We start from the raw sequence: 23,194 nt of genomic DNA, 5'->3' as shown, positions 1-23,194 counted from the left end.
AGTCTTGGCAATCTTGAACCGACCGATTCCCCACGAGTGATTCTTTGGCAGCTATGACCCAGGACAGCATGCTTTTGGACCCATCATCCAACCCTGTGCTTGAGCATCCGCGAGCTGCATCGGTGGGCACGCGCACCAGAGCTGGCCGCTATCTGGCCATCTTCTTCGCGCCGATCCTCGTTGCCGCCCTGGTCCTCGCCGCCCTCTACCTCTTTCTCGCGCGTGTACAGGAAACAATCGGGCCGGTCACAGCCGCGCAGCAGCAGGATCGGAGTGGCGATCTTTACGGCCCGGCCCTGGTCTATCGCCCCTTCGCCTACAAGCTGGAACGCTATCGCCTCAAGAATCCGGATATCCTGCTGCTCGGCTCATCCCGTGTCATGCCTTTCGCCGGCGAAGTCTTCACGACGTCGGTGGTCAATGCCGGCGGGGCCGCCAACAGCATGGATCAGGCCGCTGCCTTTGCCCGCGCTGCCGTGGCGATCCACAAGCCGAAATCTATCCTGCTCGGTCTCGATTTCTGGTGGTTCAATCCAAACCGGGACGACGAGATCGACGCTACCGGAGACATGAGCGATGACGTCGACATGTCGCTCACGCAATTGACCATGCCGCTGCAATGGGTGGCCGATGACCGGCTCAAGATCTCGTCCCTTTTGCAAGGGGTCTGGCCGCTGGCCGACCTGCCAGCCGGCATCGGCGCCTTTGCAAAGTTCGGCGGCCGTGGTTGGGATGTCTACGGTCGCTACGATTACGGCTCGCTCATCGACGGCAGCATGGCGAGCGATGACAGACAATTCAAGCGGACCCTGAAGCGCCTGCAGAGCGCAAAAAAATCGAGCAAGCTCAACGTTCACATAGGCCCATCCGCGGAGGGATTGCAGGTACTGCGCGACCTCATCGCAGAACTGGAAGGCCAATCGATCGAGGTTATTCTCCTGGTCCCCCCTATGGCAGGCCCGGTTCGGCTGGCGATGGAGCAGGACCCGGAAAATCGTCTGGTGCCGCTGTGGCTCGACGAGCTTTCATCCCTTGGCGTCCGCATGTTCGATTTTACCGACGCATCGCTCCTGCGTTCCTCCGATTGTGAGTTCGTCGATGGTTTCCATGGGGGTGAAGTGACCTACCTTCGCATCCTCGATGCCATCGGCAATTTCGGCGGTACGGAACTGGCCCGCGCTATCGACCGCGATATGGTCACCGGTCTTATCGCCACCAATGCCGACCACGCGCGTCTTCGCGAATTGCGGCCCGGTGATGTCCCGCCAGAGGTCGATTTTCTCGATCTTGGCTGTGCCAAGGAGCGCTGAAGCTTCATGACGTCCCTGCCAGAAACCATACCTCATCAGCGTCCTTTCTGAGGCAACAGCATGCTCTTCAATTCTTTCCCGTTCATGTTCGCTTTCCTGCCGGTGACGCTGGCCCTGTTCTTCCTGTTAGGCCGCTTTGCCGCCCGCGATATGGCTATCGGGTTTCTCGCCCTGGCATCAGTGTTCTTCTATGCCTGGTGGAGCCCGATCTACATCCTGCTGATCCTGGCCGAAGTCGTGTTCAGCTTCCTCATCGGCCGGCAGCTGGAACGCACGGACCTCAGCAATGCGACGCGGCGCCTGGTGCTGACGGGCGCCATTGCGGTCATTCTCGTGGTCCTTGGCTATTTCAAATACGCCAACTTTTTCCTTGGCATCATCAACGATGCGACAGGGGCCAAGCTCAGCCTTGGCCTGATCATTCTGCCGCTCGGCATTTCGTTTCATACCTTTCAGCAGATCGCCTATCTGGTCGATGCCTATCGGCGCTCCGCCAAGCACTACCGCCTGATCGATTTTTGCCTGTTCGTGACCTTCTTCCCGCAATTGATCGCCGGGCCCATCGTCCATCACAATGAGGCTATCCCGCAGATCAAGCGTCCAGGTTTCTTGAAGCCGCGGGCCATCAACCTGCTGGTCGGCCTGTCGCTGTTCGGCCTGGGACTTTTCAAGAAGACCGTCATCGCCGACACGCTGGCGCAGATCGCCAACCCGGCCTTTGCCGCAGCTCACGGTGGCACCGACCTCACGCTGGTCGAAGCCTGGATGGGGGCACTTGCCTATAGCCTGCAGCTCTATTTCGACTTCTCGGGCTATTCCGACATGGCGATCGGCCTTGCGCGCATGTTCAACATCCGCTTCCCGGCCAATTTCCATTCACCCTACAAGGCCGTCAACATTGCTGATTTCTGGCGCCGCTGGCACATGACGCTCTCGCGCTTCCTGCGCGACTATCTCTACATCCCGCTCGGCGGCAACCGGCATGGCCCCACGCGCCAGATGGCGAACCTCTTTCTCACCATGCTGCTTGGCGGCCTGTGGCACGGTGCGGGCTGGACCTTCATCATCTGGGGCGCACTGCATGGCATCTTCCTCGCGGTGCAACGCCTGTGGTCAGGATTTTCCAAGAGTCGCGGTTTCGCGCTGCCACGCCCAGTCGGCTGGATCATCACCATGCTGGTCGTGATGATCGCCTGGGTCTATTTCAAGGCACCCGACGTCGCCACTGCACACAGCGTGCTGGGCTCGCTGTTCGGCGCCGAAGGTTTCGGCCTGAAAACGCCAAACCTGCCTGATCTGCCACTCGATGGCTGGCCGATCATTCTGCTGGCCGGACTGATTGCAACGCTTGCTCCCAACAGCACCGAGATCTTCCATCGCTACGCCCCCACACTGAAGCTGGTTACCTTGGCCAAACGCCGCCTTGGCCGCTGGGAGCAGCATCTAGCCTGGCGGCCGGTGTCGCTCTGGGCCCTGGTGGCCGGCCTGGTGACGACAGCAGGCGCCGTCGCCATCCTCGGCTGGCAAGCCGAATTCCTCTATTTCCAGTTCTGACCCGTGAAAAAATCTGCCCGCTATCGCCGCTATGCGCTGATCTTCGTGCTGCCAATGCTCGTTGCCAGCGCATTGCTCGGCCTTTCCTATCTGCTCCTCGCGCGCGCCGGCGAGACGATCGACCCGATCACTGCGGCCGAGATGCAGCAGAGCGCCGACATCCGTTACAGCTCGGGCCTGTTCTACCGGCCTCGCCCGTACAAGATCGAGCGCGCCAAGCTCGCGAAGGCGGATGTCGTTCTGCTTGGGTCGTCGCGCGCCATGCAGTTCCTGAAGGATCCTTGGAAGGTGACGGCGTACAATGCCGGCGGCACCATGCGCGATCTGGAATCCGGCGAGATTTTCGTCAATGCCATCCTCGAAATCTATCGCCCGAAACAGATCATCATCACCTTGGATTGGTGGTGGTTCAGTACCACCCGCCGGCCGGACAATCCCGCAGACGCCTCGCCCCTGACCCCACTAACGCTGCATGAGCTGACGCAGCCCGCCGTCTGGCTGTGGGAAGGCACGCTAAGCCCGTCCGCTTTTGGCAAGCTGCTGTTCGCGCCAAGCGACCTGTCGCACGATATCGGCGTGCCTGCCCTCTTCCGGGATGCCGGCTGGGATCCGTTCGGCCACTATGATTATGGCATCAGCCTCACGCAGCCGTCGGCCGGCAGCGATGTCGGCTTCAAGGAGACGCTCGACGACATCGCGCGCACATCAAAGCGCAACGACAGGGCGCCCTGGCATCCTATTTCAGAACCGAACTGGCAACGGATGGAAGCGCTGGTGAAACGGCTGCAGGAGCATGACGTCGAGACCATCCTGGTGTTGCCGCCGGTGGCCCCGGCAATCTATGACTGGTTGCAAGCACAACCGGAGCCGAACATCGTCAATGAGGTGCGTCGCCGCCTTGGCACCTTGCCGGCGCTGACCTTCGACCTTCATGATCCCCACAGTATCGGCACCGACGGATGCGAGTTTGTCGACGGCATCCATGGCGGTGAAGTGACTTACCTGCGCGTGCTCGACGCCATCGCGGCGGATCCCAGCAGCCACCTTACTGAGGCCGTGGACCGCCCCATGATCCAACGGCTCATTGCCGAGAACGTTGGTCGTGCCACCGTGCGGCGTGATGGCCGTGCCGCGGAAGCGGATTTCAACGGGCTCGGCTGCCAGAAGTAAGAGACTAGCGGCCGCTCTTCAGCAGGTCACGGATCTCGGCCAGCAGCTTTTCGCTTTCCGAGGGGCCTGGTGCTGGCGCCGCCTCTTCCGCTTTCTTGAAGCGATTGATCTGCTTGACCAGCAGGAAGATCGCAAACGCCACGATCAGGAAATTGATGCAGGCGTTGAAGAACAGGCCGTAATTGATGGTGACAACACCAGCATCCTGCGCCGCCTTCAACGTGTCGTAATGCGTCGCGCTCAGTGCGATGAAGAAATCGCTGAAATCGATCCCGCCCATGATGAAGCCGATGGGCGGCATGATAATGTCCTTGACCAGCGAATTGACGATGCCGGTGAAAGCCGCGCCGATGATGATACCGACTGCAAGATCCACCACATTGCCGCGCACGGCAAAATCACGGAATTCCTTGAGCATGGCTGTCCCCTTCTTCGTCATCTCGACATCCGCAGGTTAGGTCAGCCCAATACGGACCGCAAGGCGTCGACCACCCGTCCGACATCCCCGTCAGTCATGTCGGGGTAGAGCGGGATCGACAATTGCCGGGCATAATAGGAATCGGCGCCCGGCAGATCCTGCTTGCCATAGAGGTCGCGGTAATAAGGCTGCTGATGCACCGGCAAATAGTGCACCATGGTGCCGACACCCTTGGCCTTCAGCTCTGCCATGACCTGCGCCCGCGACTTCCCGATGGCGGCAAAGTCGATCAGAACGGCATAAAGATGGAGAGCTGGATTGTCGCCCTGCTGCGCCGGCACGACTTTGAGCTTGGGCGCCAATTCCGGCAGCAGCCGGTCGTAAAGCGCCACCAATTCGCGGCGCCGGTCGATAAAGCGCGGCAGTTTGGCAAGCTGGCTTTCGCCCAGCGCGCAGGCGAAATCGGTGATGCGGTAGTTCCAGCCCAGCGCCTGCATCTCGTAGTACCATGGGTTCGGCTGGCCATCGGGTGCCAGGCCCAGGTCGCGGTGCCGGAAATCCGCCGCATCGCGCACCATGCCATGGCTGCGATAGAGCTGCATGATCTTGTAGTGATGCGGATCGTTGGTGGTGGTGACGCCGCCCTCACCCGTCGTCATGGTCTTGACCGGATGCAGCGAGAAGCAGGCCAGCTCCGACAGCGCGCAGGCGCCGACCTTCGCCACACTGTTGTTGCCCGATTGATGCGTGCCGCCCAGTGCGTGGCAGGCATCCTCAATGACCTTCAGCCCACGCGCTTCCGTGATGGCGCGAATGGATGTGAGATCGGCGCAGTGCCCATTGAGATGCACCGGCAGAACCGCCTTTACCTTGGCCGAGCCCGCACGCGCCAGGGCCGCTTCCAGCGTCGCCGGCGTCAGCCGTCCGCTGTCGGCATCGACATCGGCGAAGATGACGTCGGCGCCGCAGAAGCGCGCGGCATTGGCAGTCGCGAGAAATGTCAGCGTCGGCACGATGACGGCATCGCCCTTCTGCAATCCCAGCGCAATGCAGGCGAGATGCAAGGCGGCCGTGCCGCTGTTGCTGGCGATGGCGTAACGAGCCCCCACCATCTCGGCAAATGCCTGCTCGAAGCGGCCGACGCCGGGACCCGTGGTCAGGTAATCGGCCTGCAGGGCCTTGGCGACGGTGGCGAGGTCGTCGGCATCGATGCTTTGACGGCCGTAGGGAAGGAAGGATTGGCTGCTCATGATCTCTTTAACGCGGCTGAAACGGATAGTGACCTATACCGGGCCAATCGCCCCCACGCCAGTAGCGAGGCGTATCGAGACATAAGGTGTTAACCATTCTTCCCTAGAGTCGCCGCGACCCAGGCTTGCTATAGTTATCCACAGATCTGAGTCGCCGCCATTTTGCGGAACCACACGACCAAGAAGAAGGCAGGGAGTATCCCCGCATTATGACAGAGTTGGACGCGAACGACGCCCCCGCCGATGGCGGCCCGGAAGGCGAAGCTCAACCCAAGGTGTTCGTCTATCGCATCCAGCAGCGCAAAGGCCTGCCCACTCTGCGCGGTGAGATTCTGGCCGATGACGAGGCCGATGCCGAGCGGCAGCTGCGCCTCAAGCTGCTCGCCCCCACTCTGCCGCCCCACGTCAATCTGGTCGAAAAGGCGGAAATCGATGCGGCCGAGCGTGCTGCCAAGTCGCGCAATCTGCGCATGCTGCTGGATATCCTGCGATCGCACCACGACTGGCTGCGCGGCGACGGTGGCGAACGGGCAAATTTCACCGGTCGGAACCTTTCCGGCCTGAAGCTGCCGCGCCTCGACCTCTCGATGGCCAACCTCGCCGGCTGCGATTTTTCCGGTGCCGACCTCTCCGAAAGCAAGCTGCAGGGCGCCAATCTGGCCGGCTGCAACCTCGCAGGCGCGCATCTCAAAGATGCCGATCTCAGCGGTGCTGATCTCTCCGACGCCAACCTCAAGGGCTCGAACCTGTCTGGTGCCAATCTCGACGGCGCCGACCTGTGGCGCGCCAATCTGATGGGTGTCGAAGTGGCCCCTGACGTGCTGCACCGCGCCCTTTCCTGCCGTCACCCCGGCAGCAATCAGCCGCCAGACCGATAATTATATAATCTAATCAAATAGATAAATATGGCCAACGCAGTTCTTGCGGTGATTGGCCCTGGGTGGGTATCACTGCCCTCAGCAGCACCCTCCTGGTGCGAACGAGTCGTGTACGGTTTGGAGTCCCATGAGCGATCTTTTTGAAGGCAGCAGCAAAAAAGGTGGCGATTACTCGGCCAAGGATATCGAAGTCCTGGAGGGGCTGGAGCCCGTCCGCCGGCGCCCTGGCATGTATATCGGCGGCACCGACGAACGCGCCCTCCATCATCTGGTCGCTGAAGTGCTCGATAATTCGATGGACGAAGCCGTCGCCGGCCATGCCAGCCGCATCGAGCTGGAATTGGGTGCAGACGGCTATGTCACCGTGCGCGACAATGGCCGCGGCATTCCGATCGACCCGCATCCCAAGTTCAAGGATAAGTCGGCGCTCGAAGTGATCCTCACCACCCTCCATTCGGGCGGCAAGTTCAGCGGCAAGGTCTACCAGACGTCCGGCGGTCTGCACGGTGTCGGCAGCTCGGTCGTGAACGCCCTTTCCGACGATCTGGTGGTCGAGGTCGCCAAGGACAAGCAGCTCTGGGTGCAGAGCTATAAGCGTGGCAAGCCGGTCACCAAGCTGAAGAACGAAGGCAACGTCAATCGCCGCGGTACTTCGATCCGGTTCCATCCGGACCCGGAGATCTTCGGTCTGCAGCTGCATTTCAAACCGAGCCGGCTCTACCGCATGTGCCGCTCCAAGGCCTATCTCTATCGCGGCGTCGAAATCCGCTGGTCGTGCGACCCGTCGCTCATCCACGAGGGTGACGAGACGCCAGCCCAGGCCGTCCTCCACTTCCCCGGTGGTCTCATGGACTATCTCGGCATGACGCTGGGAACCAGGAAGACCATCACCGCCGCCCCCTATGCCGGCCAAGCGGACTTCACCGACGAACAGGGCCGCCTGGAATGGGCGATCGCCTGGCCGGTTGATGAAGACGGCTTTGTAAACTCCTATTGCAACACCGTGCCGACGCCTGAAGGCGGCACCCATGAAAGCGGCCTGCGCACCGGCCTCACGCGCTCGTTGAAGGCCTATGGCGATCTGGTGGGCAACCGCAAGATCAGCCTGGTGACCTCCGACGATATCTGCGGCAACGCAGCGATGCTGCTCTCGGTCTTTATTCGCGATCCGCAGTTCCAGGGTCAGACCAAGGAACGGCTGGCCTCGCCGGAGGCCGCCCGCCTGGTCGACAACATGATCAAGGATCATTTCGATCACTGGCTGTCGAACGACCCCAACCGTGCGAAGGATCTGCTCGACCGGGTCATCGAGAAAGCCGAGGAGCGCCTGCGCAAAAAGCAGGACAAGGAACTCTCGCGCAAGACGGCAACGCGCAAGCTTCGCCTGCCTGGCAAGCTTACCGATTGCACCAAGGACGCGATGGCCGGCACCGAGATCTTCCTGGTCGAAGGTGACAGCGCCGGCGGTTCTGCAAAGCAGGCGCGCAATCGCGAGACCCAGGCCGTGCTGCCCTTGCGCGGCAAGATCCTCAACGTGGCGTCGGCCACCAGCGACAAGCTCGCCGCCAACCAGGAACTGGTCGACCTTATCCAGGCCCTCGGCTGTGGCAGCCGCGACAAATACAGCGAAGAGCGCCTGCGCTACGACAAGGTCGTGATCATGACCGACGCCGATGTCGACGGCGCGCACATCGCCTCGCTGCTGATGACCTTCTTCTATCGCGAAATGCCGCAGCTCATTGAGAACGGCCATCTGTTCCTGGCACAGCCGCCGCTTTATCGCCTGGCGCAGGGTGGCAAGGTCGCCTATGCCCGCGACGATGCGCACAAGGAAGCCCTGCTGAAGGGTGACTTCTCCGGCCGCGGCAAGGTCGAGATCAGCCGCTTCAAGGGACTTGGCGAAATGCCAGCGGCGCAGCTCAAAGAAACCACCATGGATCCGCGCCACCGTTCGCTGCTCAAGGTGCGCATTCCGCACCGCTATAACGAGGAAGAACGCGGCGAAGCCCGCGAGACGGCGGATCTGGTCGAACGCCTGATGGGCCGCAAGCCGGAAATGCGCTTCCAGTTCATCCAGGAGAACGCCCGCTTCGCCCAAAATCTGGATATCTAAGGCCAGACCGTAGCACGCACGTATTTGGGTGTGAGCAGGCGCTGAACCAGGTCCTCTAGCCAACCGACCGACCTCATGACGGCCGCAGATCATGCCTGCCTGTTGCAAACTTGCCCCTGTTGCAAACTTGCCTCAGGCGCACGTCTGGACGGCTCCCTATGGTCTGCTCTACGGTCAGGAAAGCTTAAGGCGGACAATGAAAACCATGTTCCTGCGCAAACTCGCTTGGGGCGTGCTGGCGCTGCTGATGTCGGCAAGCTGTGCTGCGGCAGATCCGGTTGCTCAGATCGTGAAACTCAGCGGCAATGCCTCGATCACGCGCGGCAATGCGACCGCACCGCTCGTGTTGGGGTCGGCGCTGGAAGCCGGCGACAAGCTTTCCACCGATGCCACCGGCCGGTTGCGGTTGCAGCTGATCGACGGGTCGACGATCAATCTGGGTTCGCAATCTGAATTGCTGATCGACGATGTCGTCTCGGCTGGCCCGGGCACCGAACGCCAGATTGGCCTCGACCTGTGGCTGGGTGCGCTTCTTGCCCATGCGGCACCGGCCACGCCACAATCGCGCTTCGAAATCCGCACGACCAAGGCCATCTCGGCCGTGCGCGGCACGCAATGGGGTATTTTGGCGAGTGCTGTGCAGAGCGAAATCCTGGTCCTTGAGGGTCGCGTTGGCGTCCGCAAGAACGAGATCTCCGGCAAGAGCGCCATCTCCCTCACCCGTACGCTGGGCGTCACTGTGACAGACCAGGGACTGGGACAGATCACGCGCTGGACCGAGGCACAGGTGGCGGCCTTGCTCACCGCCACAACGGTCCCTGGGCCCGAGATGGGCTTCGACCTCGGCAAGGCACCGGCACTTCCCCTGACGCCGATCATGGCACCGGCTCCTTCCCCCACAGAACCGGACCTGACACCCAAGGGCACCCGCAAATACGGCAAGCAGCCATGTATCGATCCCCATGACGACCGCTGCCGTGACCATGACCATGAGAGCAAAGGTCAGGATAGTTCGGACCATGAGAGTCCATCTCATGAACACGACACAGATAGTGACAATGACAGCTTCTGAGTTGCCTGCCCTCGATCAGGCATTGCATCCTAAATCGTCAAGGTATTCCGGTTAGGTCTGGACGCAGCCATATCGTGTGTCTTACCGTAAGAAACCTTGCTGGAGGGGGCGCAGATGTTCGTCCGGCGTATGGCATGGGGTCTTATGGCCCTCTCGTTCTCTGCGACGCTCGCCTGGGCTGACCCGGTCGCACAGGTTGTCAAGCTCAGCGGAAATGTCGAACTGATCCGGGGCAGCACATCGGTCAACGCTGTGCTCGGCAATGCTCTCGAGCCTGGCGACAAGCTCAAGACCGATGCCAGCAGCCGCATTCGCGTGCAATTGCTCGACGGCTCCACCATCAATATCGGCTCGCAATCGGAATTCTCCATCGACGATGTCGTCTCCAAGGGCCCTGGCACGGAGCGGAAAGTCGGCCTTGAATTATGGTTGGGCGTCTTGCTCGCCCATGCCGAAAAGGCGATACCGCAATCGCGCTTTGTCATCACCACGCCAAAGGCGACAACAGCCGTCCGCGGTACGCAATGGGGCATCTACAGCCTGCCCGCGCAGAGCGATGTCGTTGTGTTGGATGGCAGTGTCGGGGTCCGGCAGAACGTTGTGTCCGGTGCCAGTGCGCTGTCCTTGACGCGTTCGCTCGGCGTCACCGTTACGGATGCCGGGCTCGGCCCAGTCACGCGCTGGCCGAAGGAACGGGTCGATGCTTTGCTGGCTGCGACCGATGTCCCGGGACCGGAGGTGCCCTTCAATCTTGAGAAGGCCACCGGCATCGACAATACCCAGCCCATCATCCTGCCGGAGGAACAGCCGGCGCCACAGCCGTTGCCGCAACCGCAGCCACAAAAGAAAAAGAAGAAATGTGCGAGCCCGGGTGACGACGCCTGCACCATCGACCGTGACAAAGGCGGCCGCTACTGAGCACATCGACGGGGCAGACGGTTGGCGCGACGGCAGTCTCTTCCATCACCTGCCCTTAGGCCAGGAACCTAGCTGTTCGCATGCGCCGTCAAGCGCTGATTGCGCTTCAATGATACTGATAAATCGGGATTGGCCGCGATGGGTTCAGTCAGACGTCGATATGGTGGACGATCGCCAGATCCATCTCGCGCGGGGCATAAAGCGTGGTGCCGTTGCCGAACGAGAAATAGGCATGGCCGGACACGTCTTCACCAGTCGCCGTCACCAGCGATTCGATGACGCCGGCATCAACCACCGGCTCGTCCGTCATGATGCGGATGGAGAGATCCATGCCGTCGCCTTCGATGACGATGGCGCCGCCGCTATCGGGCAGCAAATCGGCAAGAGAAAGGCTGATGGCGTCGCCGTTGCCGGCATCGCCATCAGCATTAGGTACAAAAGGTTGCACGTGCTCAGGAGCGTCAATCATCTCATTCTCGCTTTAGCGAAGGCCAAGCCGCCCAGCCCCTAAAGGACTGCATTCGCCTCAACTGTCTGTGTCCGATCCCTTTATCGCATTTCTGCACCGGGAAATGAACCCGCTAATCTTGACCACAGATACACGAAAGTGTGCAGACTTCGCTTTTCCCGCGCTTTTGATCGAAATACCCGACTTTCGGCCACCAGATTCTGGGTCGTGAGACCATTTGCCCACGCGCATCTAGTATTCCGCGCGGTATTTGCTGTGGCAGGCCCCACAGGCCTCCTGCAGCTGATGGGCCGCCCCCGGAAAGGCCGCCGGATCGCTCACCGCCGCCAGTTGCAGCGCAGCATCATGGGCGCGGGTCCGGGCCGATTCGAATCCCGTCCGATCGGTCCAGATATTGGCATTGGCGGCACCGTCAGCCTTTTCCGATCCGTCCGGAAACAGGCCCTGGAAATGCTGCAACTGTGCGGCGATGAGCTGAGCCTTCTCGCTCACCTCGGCCTGGTCGAAGGTACCGGCTTTAGCCATCGCGGCGATCGGCTTGAACGCCCCACCGATGGTCTCCATCGCCTCTTCGCGCTCACCACCAATGCCGGTGGCGCAGCCTGCCAGCAAGGCCGCAAGGACGACAAACTTCAATGTTGGGAATCTGGCGGCAGCTCGATTCATCGGACATCTCCTGGGACAAGATTGGACGCAGGTCCGACAGCCTTGATGAATGGAATCGCCCCCGCGAATGGAAAAACTCGCATGCGGGAGGAAGAGCAGCAACATGCGCGATGCACGTTCACGGATCTGTGAACGATCCCATGCTGCCCGCAACAGGTACCCCCACCAGTGCGGGCGACAGATACCTGTCTCAGCTCGGATCGCGCTCCGCCCCGCGCAGCTTGGCCGGTGTCAGGTCCTCGACATGCGCGCCATTGCTGAAGAAATAGTCTTCGATAGCAATACACTTGTCTATTTTCGCAGAGTCCGTGCGGAGCGGGCACAGGAGATACTCGGTGGTCAGCAATGGCGTGTCGTCCATCGTGAACTTCGCAACGCCGATGCCACACTGACCGCTGTCGCGAATGGACCGGTAGGCGTGCAACAATTCACTCAGGCTGAAATCATCCATCTTGATGTCATCGAGATAGCGGCCGGTCAATTCCATCCCGGTGAAGCGCACCACCTCCGTGCCCACCAGCCGGTAGCGCACCCGCATCGGCTCGTCGCTCATCTCGGCAATGATAAGATAGGGCAGCAGGTTCTTCACGCGCGTGGGATCGATGTCCGACCGCCGTGGCACGCTCCCTTGTGCCAGTTCGTGCCAATAGGCATGCAGGGCCTTGATCCGCGTGGACCGCAGCGCGTCCCCGATCTCTCCCTCAATGAGCCGGAAGAAAGAATCCATGAGCTATCTTAGGCCGACGCGAGGCCGAGACAATGTCTATTCGCTTAGCGCACAGCTGTGATCACATGTGCGCGGATGCGGCCTTCGATGGCGCCGCTGCCGAACGCCTGCGTCAAGGCATCGGCACCTATTTGCGTGGCCCTTTCGAGGCCAGAGGCGTCGCGCGCCTCAATCTCGCCTCTAAGTGGCGAGCCCTGGCAATAGGCCATGGCGGCATCCCGCGCCGATGCGGCCCGCGCCATCTTGTCCACCGTCTCCACCGCGACCGACGCAAAACCTGCCGCGGCCAGGTCCCGGCCGATCACGTCCACATCGTGGAAGCCGTGCGGTGTGCGCGCCATGAAGGTGGGGGGATCTTTGGGAAACATCCTTGCCAGCGCATCCGACAATACATTGACGAAGAGGTTTTCCGAAATGCGGTCCCAGACATTGAACAGGAACGTGCCGCCCGGCTTCAACACGCGCAGCGCTTGGCCATATCCCTGCACCTTGTCGGGAAAAAACATGATGCCGAACTGGCAAGCAACGACATCGAAACGCTGATCCGGGAATGGCAATGCCAAGGCATCTGCCTGCTGCCAGACGATCTGTCGATCGCTTGGCATGCGCGCCTTGGCCCGGTCCAGCATGGGTTGATTTAGATCGGTTGCAACAATCCGCGTCTCGGCCGGCAACAGCGATACCATCGCTCGCGTGAGCGCGCCCGTACCAGCCGCCGTTTCCAGCACATCGCGCGGCGCCAGCTTCGCCACCCGCGCCGCCAGGTCCTGTGCGTAAGGATCGAAGATCATCGGCACCATCAGCCGGTCATAGAGGTCCGGGATCGATCCTGCGAAGACATGGTCACCACTGGTCATGACGTACCCTCCTCTATGCTGGCACAGCCTGACATGGCTGGCCTCTCCGCGCAGCAATTTTCGCCAGTGCAGAGCCCCTTGCGACACGCCGCCGGAACGGAGATAAGAAATCCGGTCCCCACGGAGCCATCATGCGCATCGCCCTCGAATCCCCCAGCCAGCCGGACGCCATCGCGCTCATTGCCGAACTGGATGCCTATCAGGACAAGCTCTATCCGCCGGAAAGCCGGCATTCCCTCGATCTGGTTTCACAAGAGCCGGCAAGCCTCCTCTTCGCCATCGCCCGCGACGCAACCGCCCGCGCCATCGGCTGCGGTGCCATCGTCCTACATCCGGCATATGGTGAGTTGAAGCGCATGTATGTGCGGCCCGGCAACCGCGGCCAAGGCATCGCCAGGCAATTGCTGGTCATGCTGGAAGATGAGGCGAAGAAAGCCGGCTGCCACCTCCTCAAACTCGAAACCGGTCCCTATCAGCCCGAGGCCCTCGCCTTTTATGAACTTGCCGGCTACCAACGCTGCGGTCCTTACGGCAGCTACCAGGACGATCCGATGAGCGTGTTCATGGAAAAGCCGCTCGACCAGCAATAAGCATCGATCTTGGCAGTGCGCTGCCAGCGTAGTTGACTCAAACGATAGATGTGGCAGCATGGCGTCATTACACATTTAGGTGTACCGACCTATGTATGCTCTGACGGCTTCCATGTTGACTGGCGTTGCCCGGCTGGACTCCGAGCATCGGGATCTTGTGGCCGTGATCAACCGGATACATGCCGCCGAACTGGGCGGGGACGTTTCCGAACTGCTGGCCCAACTGACCGCGTTCAAGGATGGCTTGGTCCGTCATTTCCGTAGTGAAGAAGACTATCTCGACATGGAAGCCTATCCGCGCCTGCATGCCCATACGATCCATCACGCCGATACGATCATGGCGCTGGAGGAGATGATGGACGGCGTGCAATCGGGTGCGAGCGCACTTGGGAAAATCGCTGCCAACTGTTTCGCCGAACTGCTGCGCAACGTCCTGCTGATGGACATGGAATTCCTCAACTGGCGCGCGGAGCAGGATCGGAGACAGCAGGAAAGATGAAACCGGTGGCGGGCACTTAAACCGAATTGGCCAGCGCATCACCGGTGCTCGAAAAAAATGATATATTGCCGATGAATCTTTGTGCTGCAGCGCATTTCGGCCATTGGTATATGCCGCTGCGCACCATCGAACGCACTTTTGGCTTACGAGTGGCTGCGGTCCGGTAAATTCCCCGCCACCCACACTCGATGAGCAATAATACTTTTAGAAGAGTTTCGGCGCCGTCGACAGCCCGCTGCGTTAAGTCAAAGTTTACGATCCCGTCGCAGCATTTAGCCAGTTTCATTCGACCAGAGTGAAATCCACGACTGGCCGGCCGATCGGTTCACCGCAACGCGAGAGAAAATCATGTCCGTCTGGAACAACCTGCGCATTGGAACTCGGCTGGCCCTGGGGATTGGCGTCATTCTCGCGATGCTGTTGTTGCTGGCGGGATTTGCCTATGTCGGCCTAAGCGGCGGCAATGAGAAATTCACCGCGTATCGGATGTTGGCGCGACAGACTGTGATCGCCTCGGCGATCAAATCCGATCTGCTGACGGCACGGCTGAACGTAAAAGACTTCCTGCTGAAGGGGGCGGACAAATCCGTCTCGGCGGCACAGCAGGCACTCAGCGAGATGAATGGCGAGATCGACAAATCAAAACAGCTGTTCAACGACTCCACAGAAGAACAGGCGAAGATCAACGATATCGTGGCATTGGCCGGGCAATATGACGGAGGTTTCAAGACCGTCATCAGCTCAAGCAAGGACATGGTGGACAACACCGCCAAGCTTAACAACATCGGACCGAAGATTGAGCAAACGTTGACCAAAGTGCTTGAAGCCGGCCATGCAGCTGGGGATACCGAACTGGTCTATGAGACCAGTGAGGGATTGCGGAGCCTGTTGCTGGCGCGCCTTTACGTTACGAAATACCTCGTGGACAATGATGCCGCGCATGTTGATCGTGTGCAAAAGGAATTGGTCAACTGGAAGGCAAAGCTGCAAATCATCCTTGATACGCAGAGCAACGCAGTCAACCGGCAGCTGGTTGAAGACGCAATAGCGCTTGGCAAGGACTATGCTTCGACGTTCGACGGTGTCGTGAAAGCGACGATGTCGCGCAATGATGCTGTCGACAACACATTGAATGTCGTTGGGCCGAAAGTGGCTGCCATTAGCCAGGAGATTGTGACCGAGAATAAGTCTCAACAGGACGAGTTGGGGCCCCGTGCCTCCGCTGAGATGTCGCAGAGCCTGACCAGTGGTCTCATCGTGGCCGCTGTCGCCATCGTTGTCGGCCTGCTGGCCGGCTGGATCGTCACCCGCAGCATCACCAGGCCGGTTGGCTCAATGACCCTGGCGATGGGCGTACTCGCGAACGGAGATATGACCATCGAGATTCCTGCCCGTGGCCAGAAGGATGAGATCGGCGCCATGGCCAATGCGGTGCAGATCTTCAAGGACAACATGATTGAAACAGCGCGGCTTCGGGCCGAGCAGGAAGCGGCCAAGAAACGCATCGAGGAAGAACGTCGGAAGTCGATGCTGACGCTGGCGGACCGTTTTGAGACGACGGTCGGTGGCGTGGTCACGGCCGTGAGTTCGGCGGCCGAGGAGCTCCAGGTGACCGCCCAAGGTCTGTCCACAACGGCCGAAGAGGCTTCGCGCCAATCAAGTGTCGTAGCTGCCGCGTCCGAACAGATGACACAAAATGTGCAGACAGTTGCAGCAGCAACGGAGGAGCTTTCGTCATCCATTCGTGAAATCAGCAATCAGGTAACTGAATCGACCCGGATCGTCGGCGGCGCTGTCACCGAGGCGCGGGCGACCAATGAAAAGGTCAAAGGCCTCTCCGAAGCCGCTCAAAAGATTGGTGCCGTCGTCACGCTCATCAACCAGATCGCCGGCCAGACCAACCTGCTGGCTCTCAACGCCACCATCGAAGCCGCGCGCGCTGGCGAAGCGGGCAAGGGCTTTGCCGTCGTGGCGTCGGAAGTAAAAAACCTCGCCACCCAAACCGCCAAAGCGACTGATGAAATCGCCGGCCAGGTGCGTTCCATCCAGGACGCGACAGAGAGCTCAGCGCAAGCCATCGAGGGCATTACCGGTACCATAAACCGGGTCAGCGAGATCTCCACGACGATCGCCTCAGCAGTCGAAGAGCAGGGAGCTGCCACGCAAGAGATATCGAGGAACGTGCAGGAAGCAGCGACCGGCGCCACCGAAGTATCGAGCAACATCGCTGGCGTGACACAGGCATCGCAGCAGACAAGCAGCGGCTCCACCCAAGTCCTGGCAGCCGCCAGCGAGCTCGCCAGGAACGGTGCAATTCTGAAACAGCAAGTCGACGAGTTTCTGACGGGTATTCGCGCCGGCTAGTGGCTGATCCCGGCACGGGGTTTTGCCTGCAAGCAACCCAGATCGCTTGCCGCTAGTCGGCAGGATAGCCTAGGTCCGCTAGTCTCAAGTTGCATATAGCTTGCTCGTTCGACGGACGACCACGATCCATTCTGTAGTAGGCGCTTATTATGCGGTCGATCGATATGGAACCACGGATCTTCTTATTTTAATGAAAGGCTTCTTCAAACTAGCGACGAAGCCCTCCAACTGCCCGACGAGAGAAGGCGGGGCATGTGGGCCGACAACAATCTCGCAAATATTGAATTGACCTGCCGGCGGCCATTGCAGCGGGTATTCGACAAAGTGAACGATCTCGCTGCCTCGAACCATATGTTTGTAATCGCCTGACGACGCGACAATGTCCCGATCGACCATGGTCATAAAGCGAATTTCTCGCTCAAACTTATAGGCACGATGCTTAAAGTAAAGGCTAGTGAATAATAGGCTTCCGACAACGTTTCTAGTTATTCTTTCGATCCGGCGCTCACGCTCGTCAGGCGTAACCATGCCCAAAATTGTGTTGTAGTGGGTTAAAATAAATTGAATGAGATATTTGTGGAGAAACATTAAGTCCCGAGGGTCATAGCGAACTCGGAACCGCGTATTGCCAACGTGAAGATCATTCATGTGAAGCGGGCGGGCAAATCCAAGTGCCACACCTCGTCCATCGTCACCGTATGAGCGCCACTGAGGCAAACTATCTCCGTCAAGACTAAAGCATGCTACGTGATACATTTGAGAAGAAAACAGTGTGTCTAGCTCGCTCTTGATACGGTCTGCCAAGGGCATGAAGAAGGAATGTTTCCGGCACGCCCTGTCCAGCAATTGTCGACCCAGATTTATTCCATATTGAACTTCCGTCGGATCATTCAAATGCGTTCGCTCGGTCAGGCGCAGCTTATTTGACTCAAGAATGAGCTTGGCAGTGGATAGCGAGGTGTAGTGGTAAACGGGCGTGCCCTCATCATCTGAATCGTCGGCAACCAAGAACTCAGTTCCGATACGATTCGAGAATTCATCCATCATCGCATCTGGATCACTGTGTGGAACCCAATCCGGAATTTTCCGCTTCATTTCCTGCCATGCCATTGCTAATTCTCCAGTGGCTTTTCAGCGCCGACAAACGGCGCCAACAGTGGCACTATGGTTGTCAGTGAATCGTCTCACTGGCCTCCGAAGGCTCGCATCGCAGTTCGACGATCGCGCGCAGGATCTGCGGGGCCAGGAGATGTCACGAAGATCCTAACGAAACCGCTCGATGTCCGCGAGCAATACGGCAAAACGACCATCAATCAGCCGTGCTCGCTCATACACATCTCTGGCAATCCTTCGGATCAGGTCACGATGCTTGTGAAGGATAGTCAATTGTTCGCTCTCATCTGCCGATTCGACGCGTGCCAAATCTTCGAGAGCCTCACGCGTGATGACAAACTCGACGTGGTTGCCGCTATCCTCGCGCCCATAAAACCTGATCATGCCGATGTGATGGTCATAATGTTCGTCGCCATCGTTGAACCTCATCTTCTCGCTCCTGTTCAAACTATCCGAAAAGGTCTTGTGAACTACCCAGAAATCTCCGCTGCGCGTCTATGTCGTACAGACCTCGGTTGGCTCTAACGTTAGAGGGAGACGGCGCTTCAACTTCAGGTCACTTCACGGAACGAATCGTCTTGGCCCGATCCGCAGTTCATCAAGTCTCGGCAAGATTTCGTCCCATTTCCGTTCGAGAACTCGCAGAGCTTCTTGGCCCACCTCTCCGAACGAATCTATTGTGTCCTGGACATCCAACGTTGCGCCGGCCTCGATCTGCGCTCTCAAGGTTAGGCTGTAGAAGCTCTTCATTTCGTGACGGTAGCGCTGTGATAACAACTGGGCGCGTTCTCTGAGCGGTGGCTCCAATCGTTCACCCCACTGTTCCAAATAGCGATCGATGACGGCTTGTACTGAGAAGCATCGAAGCGCCGGAGGCGGATACATACGCTCCCATCGAGGGCCGGGGGCTTCTTGATCAATTAGTTGCCAAACTACAGACGTCGAAAAATACGTAACAAGGATGCGGTCCCAATCCAGCAAATGCGAAACCGCGCGTAGGTTGTCCGACATCACTTTTCCAACACTCGCCTGATCTGCATCCCACTCTAAGCATCGACGCAATAGAATGTTCTTAGGCGGAACGTCTGTTGGCGCATTGAATTCAGCAAGAGCGGCGTCGCCCCCTTGACCAATAGACAACAATGACAGATGGCCACCCAAGATATGAGCGGTCTCATGATTTATTAAGAATGCGATGGCTGAATTGTAGCAGGACGATTGCATATACACCGCCCGCATGCTGGCGTTTAGAATACGTTCAATGTCGATCTCATCGACGGAAAGCGGCGCAACAGTTTTATCCGGATTACGCAGCTGAATATCGAACAGCTGACGGAACGACGGCGTTGTTGAAAGTTTCTCGCACAGCAACTTTATCGAGTCTAATAAGCCAGTCGAAATGCATATGCAGAATCCTCCTGTGACAAAGGCTACTTTTTCGGGACATTCGATGATTGCAAAGCTAACGTCGCTTGGGAGTCCACAGGATTCCGTTCTTCGCGCGAGCACCCCTTCAATGAGGTTCGCGTCATCTAGGAATAGGATTTTGGCACCCTCAAACTCTTCGAGAGGAATGATCGGGCCACCTCGGCCCTGTTTCCCTAGGATCGACTCTAAACCGCCAAAATTCTCGACTTGGATATAGTGATCCAACATGTGTTGTCACCCTGCCACAAAACTCGATTCAATTTCCCCCTATGCAACACCGATGCATGGTTCGGGACGTTCAAAGGCACCAGTGATGCCGCGACGTTTGATCAGAAACCGACCGCCATTCACTACGACGACGAGGCCGGCTTCATTCACATAACGACCGCAGTGCAGCTTGGCGCAACAGAGGATGTCGAGAGCGGAGTTCACTTTATTCGGTGCCGACCCAGAAGGGACTCGATTTTAGCGGCCTCGCAGGGCAAATCGGGGTCAGAGTGAGATTTCTCGACGCCCCTTCAAATCGAACTCGATCCCGATTTCCTGAGGTTTCCGCTCATACAACCCATGCGCACTACCCTCAAGCCGCATAGAGCTTGACCGGCGCCTCAAAGCCCTTGAGGTCGTAGTCTCGAGCGCCGCTCACCGCCAATGCTGGCGAGAACCGGTCATAGACGGCTTGCGTCAGCAGGATCTCGCCGGCTGCGGCGGCCGATTGTGCCCGCGCCGCCGTGTTGACGACCGTGCCGATGGCCGTGAGGTCGCGATGTGACCGGCCGAACTCGCCAAAGCTGAGCTCGCCGCAATGAATGCCGATACCGATGCTGAGCTCGCCAGCGGCAAGGCCGAATTCTTCAACAAGCTTTTCGCGCCGGACACGCCAGCGCTCCTGGATGGCGCGCGCGACCTGGACGGCCTGTGCCGTGTGATCCTCGCGCCTGATCGGAAAATTGAAGACAGCCATGACGGCATCGCCAATCGTCTTGTTGAGAAGCCCGTCATGCTCCCAGATGGCGCCGGCGCATTCGTCGTAGAATGCATCGAGGAGCTCCGACATGGCATCAGGCGATTGCGACTGCGACAGGCCGGTATAGTTCCTGAGATCGGCAAACAGGATCGTTGCGTCGATGCTGATCTTGCGTGTCCGCATCACCTTGGTGAACATCAGTTCGCAGATCGTGCAGGTATTGGGATTCATCCGGCTCGGACGAATGCCGAACAGGCGAAACGGTATCGAGAGCACGCCGTGCAACGGCACCGGCACATGCATCTGTTGCCAACATCCCTTGCAGATTTTCGCCTGGCCCGACATATGCCGTGCGCCCCCATGGTTGGTCCATGCAACCTCCGGCGCAGAATATGACACTCCTGCCCCGTATGCGAGTGGGTGCGGCCACCAAGTCACCAGGCGACCGGCAGACCGGGGCACAGCTTGTCATCGAAGACATGATCTGGAGGGGACTGGTCGGAAGAGAAAATGGTCGGAGCGACAGGATTTGAACCTGCGACCCCTAGACCCCCAGTCTAGTGCGCTACCAGGCTGCGCCACGCTCCGACACTCTTTCGGGGTACCCGTGAGACGGGGCCCGGACCGACCGGCGAAAGGGCTGGAAAACTCCAATCCTTAGGGGGTGCCGACGGCGCGCTTTATATAGCGGGGCCTTGGGGCCCGCGCAACGTAAAGAAGCCAGCCAGGGCTGGGAATTCCAACTTAGTTAACGTGGGGAGCGGCTTACCCCGGGACCTTGCTCAGCCCAGGACTTTCCTGAGGCGGTCGCGCAGTTCCTCGAGTTCGCTGGTGATGGCCTTCACTTCCCGGACCTGGCGCTCGTCGAGGGAGGCTGCCTTGAACAAAGGCAGGTCCAGCATGGCCTGGGCCTGGCCGATCTTGGCGGCCAGGGTCGGGTCGTCGGCACCATCGGCGAGTTCCGTCCCGCCGTGGCCGTTTCCGGCCGCCTCGGCGGCAAGGCCCAGGGCCTCGGCGTCCGAAAGCTCGGCACCCAGGCGCAGGGCCCCCTCGCGGATCAGCTTCTGGACACCCTTGATGGTATAGCCCTGGTCATAGAGCAGGCCACGGATGGCACGCAGCAGATCGACATCTTCCGGCCGGTAATAGCGGCGGCCACCGCCCCGCTTCATCGGCTTGATCTGGGGGAATTTGGTTTCCCAGAACCGGAGCACATGCTGCGGCACTTCGAGATCGTCGGCCACTTCGCTGATGGTGCGGAAAGCACCAGCAGCCTTTTCGACACGACGGGCGGCGGAGTGGCGCTTCGCAGCGGCCGATTCCGTTTTCGACCCCGCCTGCTCTCCACCCATGAGTCGGGCGGCGGCGGGAATGCGTTCTGCCGAGGAGCTCATGGTTGTTTTTCAGCGCCCTTGTTGACCCGGTCCTTCAGCACATGCGAGGCGCGGAACACCAGCACCCGGCGCGGCTTGATCGGCACCTCTTCGCCGGTCTTCGGATTGCGGCCGACACGTTCGCCCTTGAGGCGCACGAGGAAGCTGCCGAAGGATGAGATCTTGACGCTCTCGCCGCGGACCAACGCATGGGAAACTTCGTCGAGCACGGTATCCACCAGCTCGGCTGATTCATTGCGCGACAGACCCACCTCTTGATAGACGGCTTCGGCCAGATGCGCGCGCGTGATGGTATTGCCCTTCATCTCCCCCTGCCTTTCTTATCGGCCCTTTGATGAATGAGCGTATCGTTTACTCTGAAATCAGTCAATTAGAGAGCGACATTGATCTGTAGTCATATGTGTAGGGATTGGTTCAGCAATGTCACGGAAGATTCAGTAGCGAATCAGGGCCGAACCCCAGGTGAAGCCACCACCCATAGCTTCCATGAGCACCAATTGACCGCGCTGGATGCGCCCGTCATTGACCGCTTCCGCGAGTGCGAGCGGGATGGAGGCGGCCGATGTGTTGGCGTGGCGGTCGATCGTGACCACCACTTTTTCCGGGGCCAGCTTCAGCTTATTGCCCATGCTGTCGATGATGCGGCGATTCGCCTGGTGTGGCACCAGCCAGTCGACATCATCGGCCTTGATGCCGGCGGAGGCGATCGCGGCATCGACCGCGGCCGCGAGATTGACCACCGCATGACGGAAGACTTCCTTGCCTTCCATATGCACGACACCGGCCGTCTGAGTCGTCGACGGCCCGCCATCGACATAGAGCTTGTCGTAATAGGCACCGTCCGAGAATAGATGGGTGCAGAGGATGCCGCGGTCCTTCGACGTGCCCTCGCCCTCGCCCGCTTCCAGGACCACGGCGCCAGCACCGTCGCCGAACAGCACGCAGGTGTTGCGGTCGTTCCAGTCGAGAATACGCGAGAAGGTCTCCGCACCGATCACCAGCGCGCGGTGTGCCTGACCGGTGCGGATGAAATTGTCGGCGGTCGCGAGCGCAAACACGAAGCCCGAGCAGACGGCCTGGATATCCATGGCAAAGCCACCGCGCATGCCGAGGCGCTGCTGCACCTTGGTGGCGGTCGCCGGAAAGGTATGGTCCGGGGTGGTGGTCGCCACCAGCAGCATGTCGATATCGGCACCCCGGAGGCCGGCATGATGGAGCGCCTGCTCGGCTGCATGGACCGCGAGGTCCGAGGTCAGCTCCCCGGGGGCGGCAATGTGCCGTTGGCGGATGCCGGTGCGCTGCGAAATCCACTCATCGGTCGTATCGACGCGCTTGGCGAGATCCGCGTTGGTCAAAATCTCTTTGGGGAGATAGCTGCCGGCGGAGAGGAGGAGCGATCTGCGGGCCATCGGGGCTCAAATCTTTGAAAGGTCGTTC

General features: G+C 59.6%; 23 protein-coding genes and 1 tRNA gene. 10 read left to right on the top strand and 14 right to left on the bottom strand.

Annotated features, from left to right (window positions below):
• Positions 1 to 122: 122 nt before the first annotated feature.
• Genes AC1DWZ_RS21330 through AC1DWZ_RS21320 form a run of 3 tightly spaced genes read left to right on the top strand, consistent with a single transcriptional unit; the run spans position 123 to position 4,034 of the window.
• Positions 123 to 1,310, top strand: a complete 1,188-nt coding sequence (locus AC1DWZ_RS21330; RefSeq protein WP_477170966.1) for a hypothetical protein — start codon at positions 123 to 125, stop codon at positions 1,308 to 1,310.
• 60 nt (positions 1,311 to 1,370) lie between these two features.
• Positions 1,371 to 2,864, top strand: coding sequence for an MBOAT family O-acyltransferase (locus AC1DWZ_RS21325; RefSeq protein WP_477170965.1), 1,494 nt, complete (start codon positions 1,371 to 1,373; stop codon positions 2,862 to 2,864).
• Positions 2,865 to 2,867: 3 nt separating this feature from the next.
• Positions 2,868 to 4,034: a hypothetical protein gene (locus tag AC1DWZ_RS21320; RefSeq protein ID WP_477170964.1), complete on the top strand. Its 1,167-nt coding sequence runs from the start codon at positions 2,868 to 2,870 to the stop codon at positions 4,032 to 4,034.
• Between the two features lie 4 nt (positions 4,035 to 4,038).
• On the opposite strand, the gene mscL is transcribed toward AC1DWZ_RS21320, so the two are convergent.
• Both mscL and pseC read right to left on the bottom strand, forming a co-directional pair.
• Positions 4,039 to 4,473, bottom strand: a complete 435-nt coding sequence (gene mscL / locus AC1DWZ_RS21315; protein WP_477170963.1) for a large conductance mechanosensitive channel protein MscL — start codon at positions 4,471 to 4,473, stop codon at positions 4,039 to 4,041.
• A gap of 20 nt (positions 4,474 to 4,493) precedes the next feature.
• On the bottom strand, positions 4,494 to 5,702 hold the full coding sequence (gene pseC, locus AC1DWZ_RS21310) for a UDP-4-amino-4,6-dideoxy-N-acetyl-beta-L-altrosamine transaminase (protein WP_477170962.1): 1,209 nt from the start codon (positions 5,700 to 5,702) through the stop codon (positions 4,494 to 4,496).
• Positions 5,703 to 5,911: 209 nt separating this feature from the next.
• Here pseC and AC1DWZ_RS21305 point away from each other — a divergent pair, with 209 nt between their 5' ends.
• The 4 genes from AC1DWZ_RS21305 (at position 5,912) to AC1DWZ_RS21290 (ending at position 10,683) form a co-directional block, all read left to right on the top strand.
• Positions 5,912 to 6,580 (top strand): pentapeptide repeat-containing protein, encoded by a 669-nt coding sequence (locus AC1DWZ_RS21305; RefSeq protein ID WP_477170961.1) that lies wholly within the window; start codon positions 5,912 to 5,914, stop codon positions 6,578 to 6,580.
• Positions 6,581 to 6,707: 127 nt separating this feature from the next.
• Positions 6,708 to 8,693, top strand: coding sequence for a DNA topoisomerase IV subunit B (gene parE, locus AC1DWZ_RS21300; protein ID WP_477170960.1), 1,986 nt, complete (start codon positions 6,708 to 6,710; stop codon positions 8,691 to 8,693).
• Between the two features lie 196 nt (positions 8,694 to 8,889).
• Entirely contained in the window at positions 8,890 to 9,765 is an 876-nt protein-coding gene (locus tag AC1DWZ_RS21295; RefSeq protein WP_477170959.1) for a FecR family protein, read from the top strand.
• Between the two features lie 114 nt (positions 9,766 to 9,879).
• The gene (locus tag AC1DWZ_RS21290) at positions 9,880 to 10,683 is read left to right on the top strand and encodes a FecR family protein (RefSeq protein WP_477170958.1); all 804 of its coding nucleotides are present in this window, start codon (positions 9,880 to 9,882) and stop codon (positions 10,681 to 10,683) included.
• Between the two features lie 148 nt (positions 10,684 to 10,831).
• On the opposite strand, the gene AC1DWZ_RS21285 is transcribed toward AC1DWZ_RS21290, so the two are convergent.
• The 4 genes from AC1DWZ_RS21285 to AC1DWZ_RS21270 all read right to left on the bottom strand — a co-directional run bounded on the left by AC1DWZ_RS21285 (position 10,832) and on the right by AC1DWZ_RS21270 (position 13,402).
• On the bottom strand, positions 10,832 to 11,152 hold the full coding sequence (locus AC1DWZ_RS21285; protein WP_477170957.1) for a hypothetical protein: 321 nt from the start codon (positions 11,150 to 11,152) through the stop codon (positions 10,832 to 10,834).
• Between the two features lie 231 nt (positions 11,153 to 11,383).
• Positions 11,384 to 11,818 carry a c-type cytochrome gene (locus tag AC1DWZ_RS21280; RefSeq protein WP_477170956.1) on the bottom strand — a complete coding sequence of 145 codons (435 nt, stop codon included), beginning with the start codon at positions 11,816 to 11,818 and terminating at the stop codon, positions 11,384 to 11,386.
• Positions 11,819 to 12,008: 190 nt separating this feature from the next.
• On the bottom strand, positions 12,009 to 12,545 hold the full coding sequence (locus AC1DWZ_RS21275; RefSeq protein WP_477170955.1) for a PAS domain-containing protein: 537 nt from the start codon (positions 12,543 to 12,545) through the stop codon (positions 12,009 to 12,011).
• A gap of 44 nt (positions 12,546 to 12,589) precedes the next feature.
• On the bottom strand, positions 12,590 to 13,402 hold the full coding sequence (locus AC1DWZ_RS21270; RefSeq protein WP_477170954.1) for a class I SAM-dependent methyltransferase: 813 nt from the start codon (positions 13,400 to 13,402) through the stop codon (positions 12,590 to 12,592).
• A 131-nt stretch (positions 13,403 to 13,533) separates the two neighbouring features.
• Between AC1DWZ_RS21270 and AC1DWZ_RS21265 the strand changes: the two genes are divergently transcribed.
• The 3 genes from AC1DWZ_RS21265 (at position 13,534) to AC1DWZ_RS21255 (ending at position 16,855) form a co-directional block, all read left to right on the top strand.
• Positions 13,534 to 13,992, top strand: a complete 459-nt coding sequence (locus AC1DWZ_RS21265) for a GNAT family N-acetyltransferase (protein WP_477170953.1) — start codon at positions 13,534 to 13,536, stop codon at positions 13,990 to 13,992.
• 91 nt (positions 13,993 to 14,083) lie between these two features.
• Positions 14,084 to 14,491 carry a bacteriohemerythrin gene (locus tag AC1DWZ_RS21260; RefSeq protein WP_477170952.1) on the top strand — a complete coding sequence of 136 codons (408 nt, stop codon included), beginning with the start codon at positions 14,084 to 14,086 and terminating at the stop codon, positions 14,489 to 14,491.
• Between the two features lie 348 nt (positions 14,492 to 14,839).
• The gene (locus AC1DWZ_RS21255; RefSeq protein WP_477170951.1) at positions 14,840 to 16,855 is read left to right on the top strand and encodes a HAMP domain-containing methyl-accepting chemotaxis protein; all 2,016 of its coding nucleotides are present in this window, start codon (positions 14,840 to 14,842) and stop codon (positions 16,853 to 16,855) included.
• A 147-nt stretch (positions 16,856 to 17,002) separates the two neighbouring features.
• Here the strand turns inward: AC1DWZ_RS21255 and AC1DWZ_RS21250 are convergent, their stop codons facing one another.
• The 8 genes from AC1DWZ_RS21250 to AC1DWZ_RS21215 all read right to left on the bottom strand — a co-directional run bounded on the left by AC1DWZ_RS21250 (position 17,003) and on the right by AC1DWZ_RS21215 (position 23,166).
• Complete coding sequence (locus tag AC1DWZ_RS21250) at positions 17,003 to 17,965, bottom strand: DUF2971 domain-containing protein (protein WP_477170950.1); 963 nt, start codon at positions 17,963 to 17,965, stop codon at positions 17,003 to 17,005.
• Between the two features lie 153 nt (positions 17,966 to 18,118).
• Positions 18,119 to 18,397: a DUF1488 family protein gene (locus AC1DWZ_RS21245; protein WP_477170949.1), complete on the bottom strand. Its 279-nt coding sequence runs from the start codon at positions 18,395 to 18,397 to the stop codon at positions 18,119 to 18,121.
• Between the two features lie 132 nt (positions 18,398 to 18,529).
• Positions 18,530 to 19,624 carry a hypothetical protein gene (locus tag AC1DWZ_RS21240; protein WP_477170948.1) on the bottom strand — a complete coding sequence of 365 codons (1,095 nt, stop codon included), beginning with the start codon at positions 19,622 to 19,624 and terminating at the stop codon, positions 18,530 to 18,532.
• A gap of 352 nt (positions 19,625 to 19,976) precedes the next feature.
• Positions 19,977 to 20,666 carry an adenylate/guanylate cyclase domain-containing protein gene (locus AC1DWZ_RS21235; RefSeq protein ID WP_477170947.1) on the bottom strand — a complete coding sequence of 230 codons (690 nt, stop codon included), beginning with the start codon at positions 20,664 to 20,666 and terminating at the stop codon, positions 19,977 to 19,979.
• Between the two features lie 208 nt (positions 20,667 to 20,874).
• Positions 20,875 to 20,951, bottom strand: a tRNA-Pro gene (locus AC1DWZ_RS21230).
• A gap of 194 nt (positions 20,952 to 21,145) precedes the next feature.
• The gene (locus tag AC1DWZ_RS21225) at positions 21,146 to 21,757 is read right to left on the bottom strand and encodes a MerR family transcriptional regulator (protein WP_477170946.1); all 612 of its coding nucleotides are present in this window, start codon (positions 21,755 to 21,757) and stop codon (positions 21,146 to 21,148) included.
• Positions 21,754 to 22,062 carry an integration host factor subunit alpha gene (locus AC1DWZ_RS21220; RefSeq protein WP_298689990.1) on the bottom strand — a complete coding sequence of 103 codons (309 nt, stop codon included), beginning with the start codon at positions 22,060 to 22,062 and terminating at the stop codon, positions 21,754 to 21,756. Before AC1DWZ_RS21220 ends, AC1DWZ_RS21225 begins: the two co-directional genes overlap by 4 nt.
• 129 nt (positions 22,063 to 22,191) lie before the next feature.
• The gene (locus tag AC1DWZ_RS21215) at positions 22,192 to 23,166 is read right to left on the bottom strand and encodes a beta-ketoacyl-ACP synthase III (protein ID WP_477170945.1); all 975 of its coding nucleotides are present in this window, start codon (positions 23,164 to 23,166) and stop codon (positions 22,192 to 22,194) included.
• Positions 23,167 to 23,194 lie beyond the last annotated feature (28 nt).

It is taken from the genome of Dongia sp. P2_B8 (genome assembly GCF_056404715.1).
Note: the sequence above shows the minus strand (reverse complement) of the source record. Positions and strands in the feature narration are given on the sequence as shown.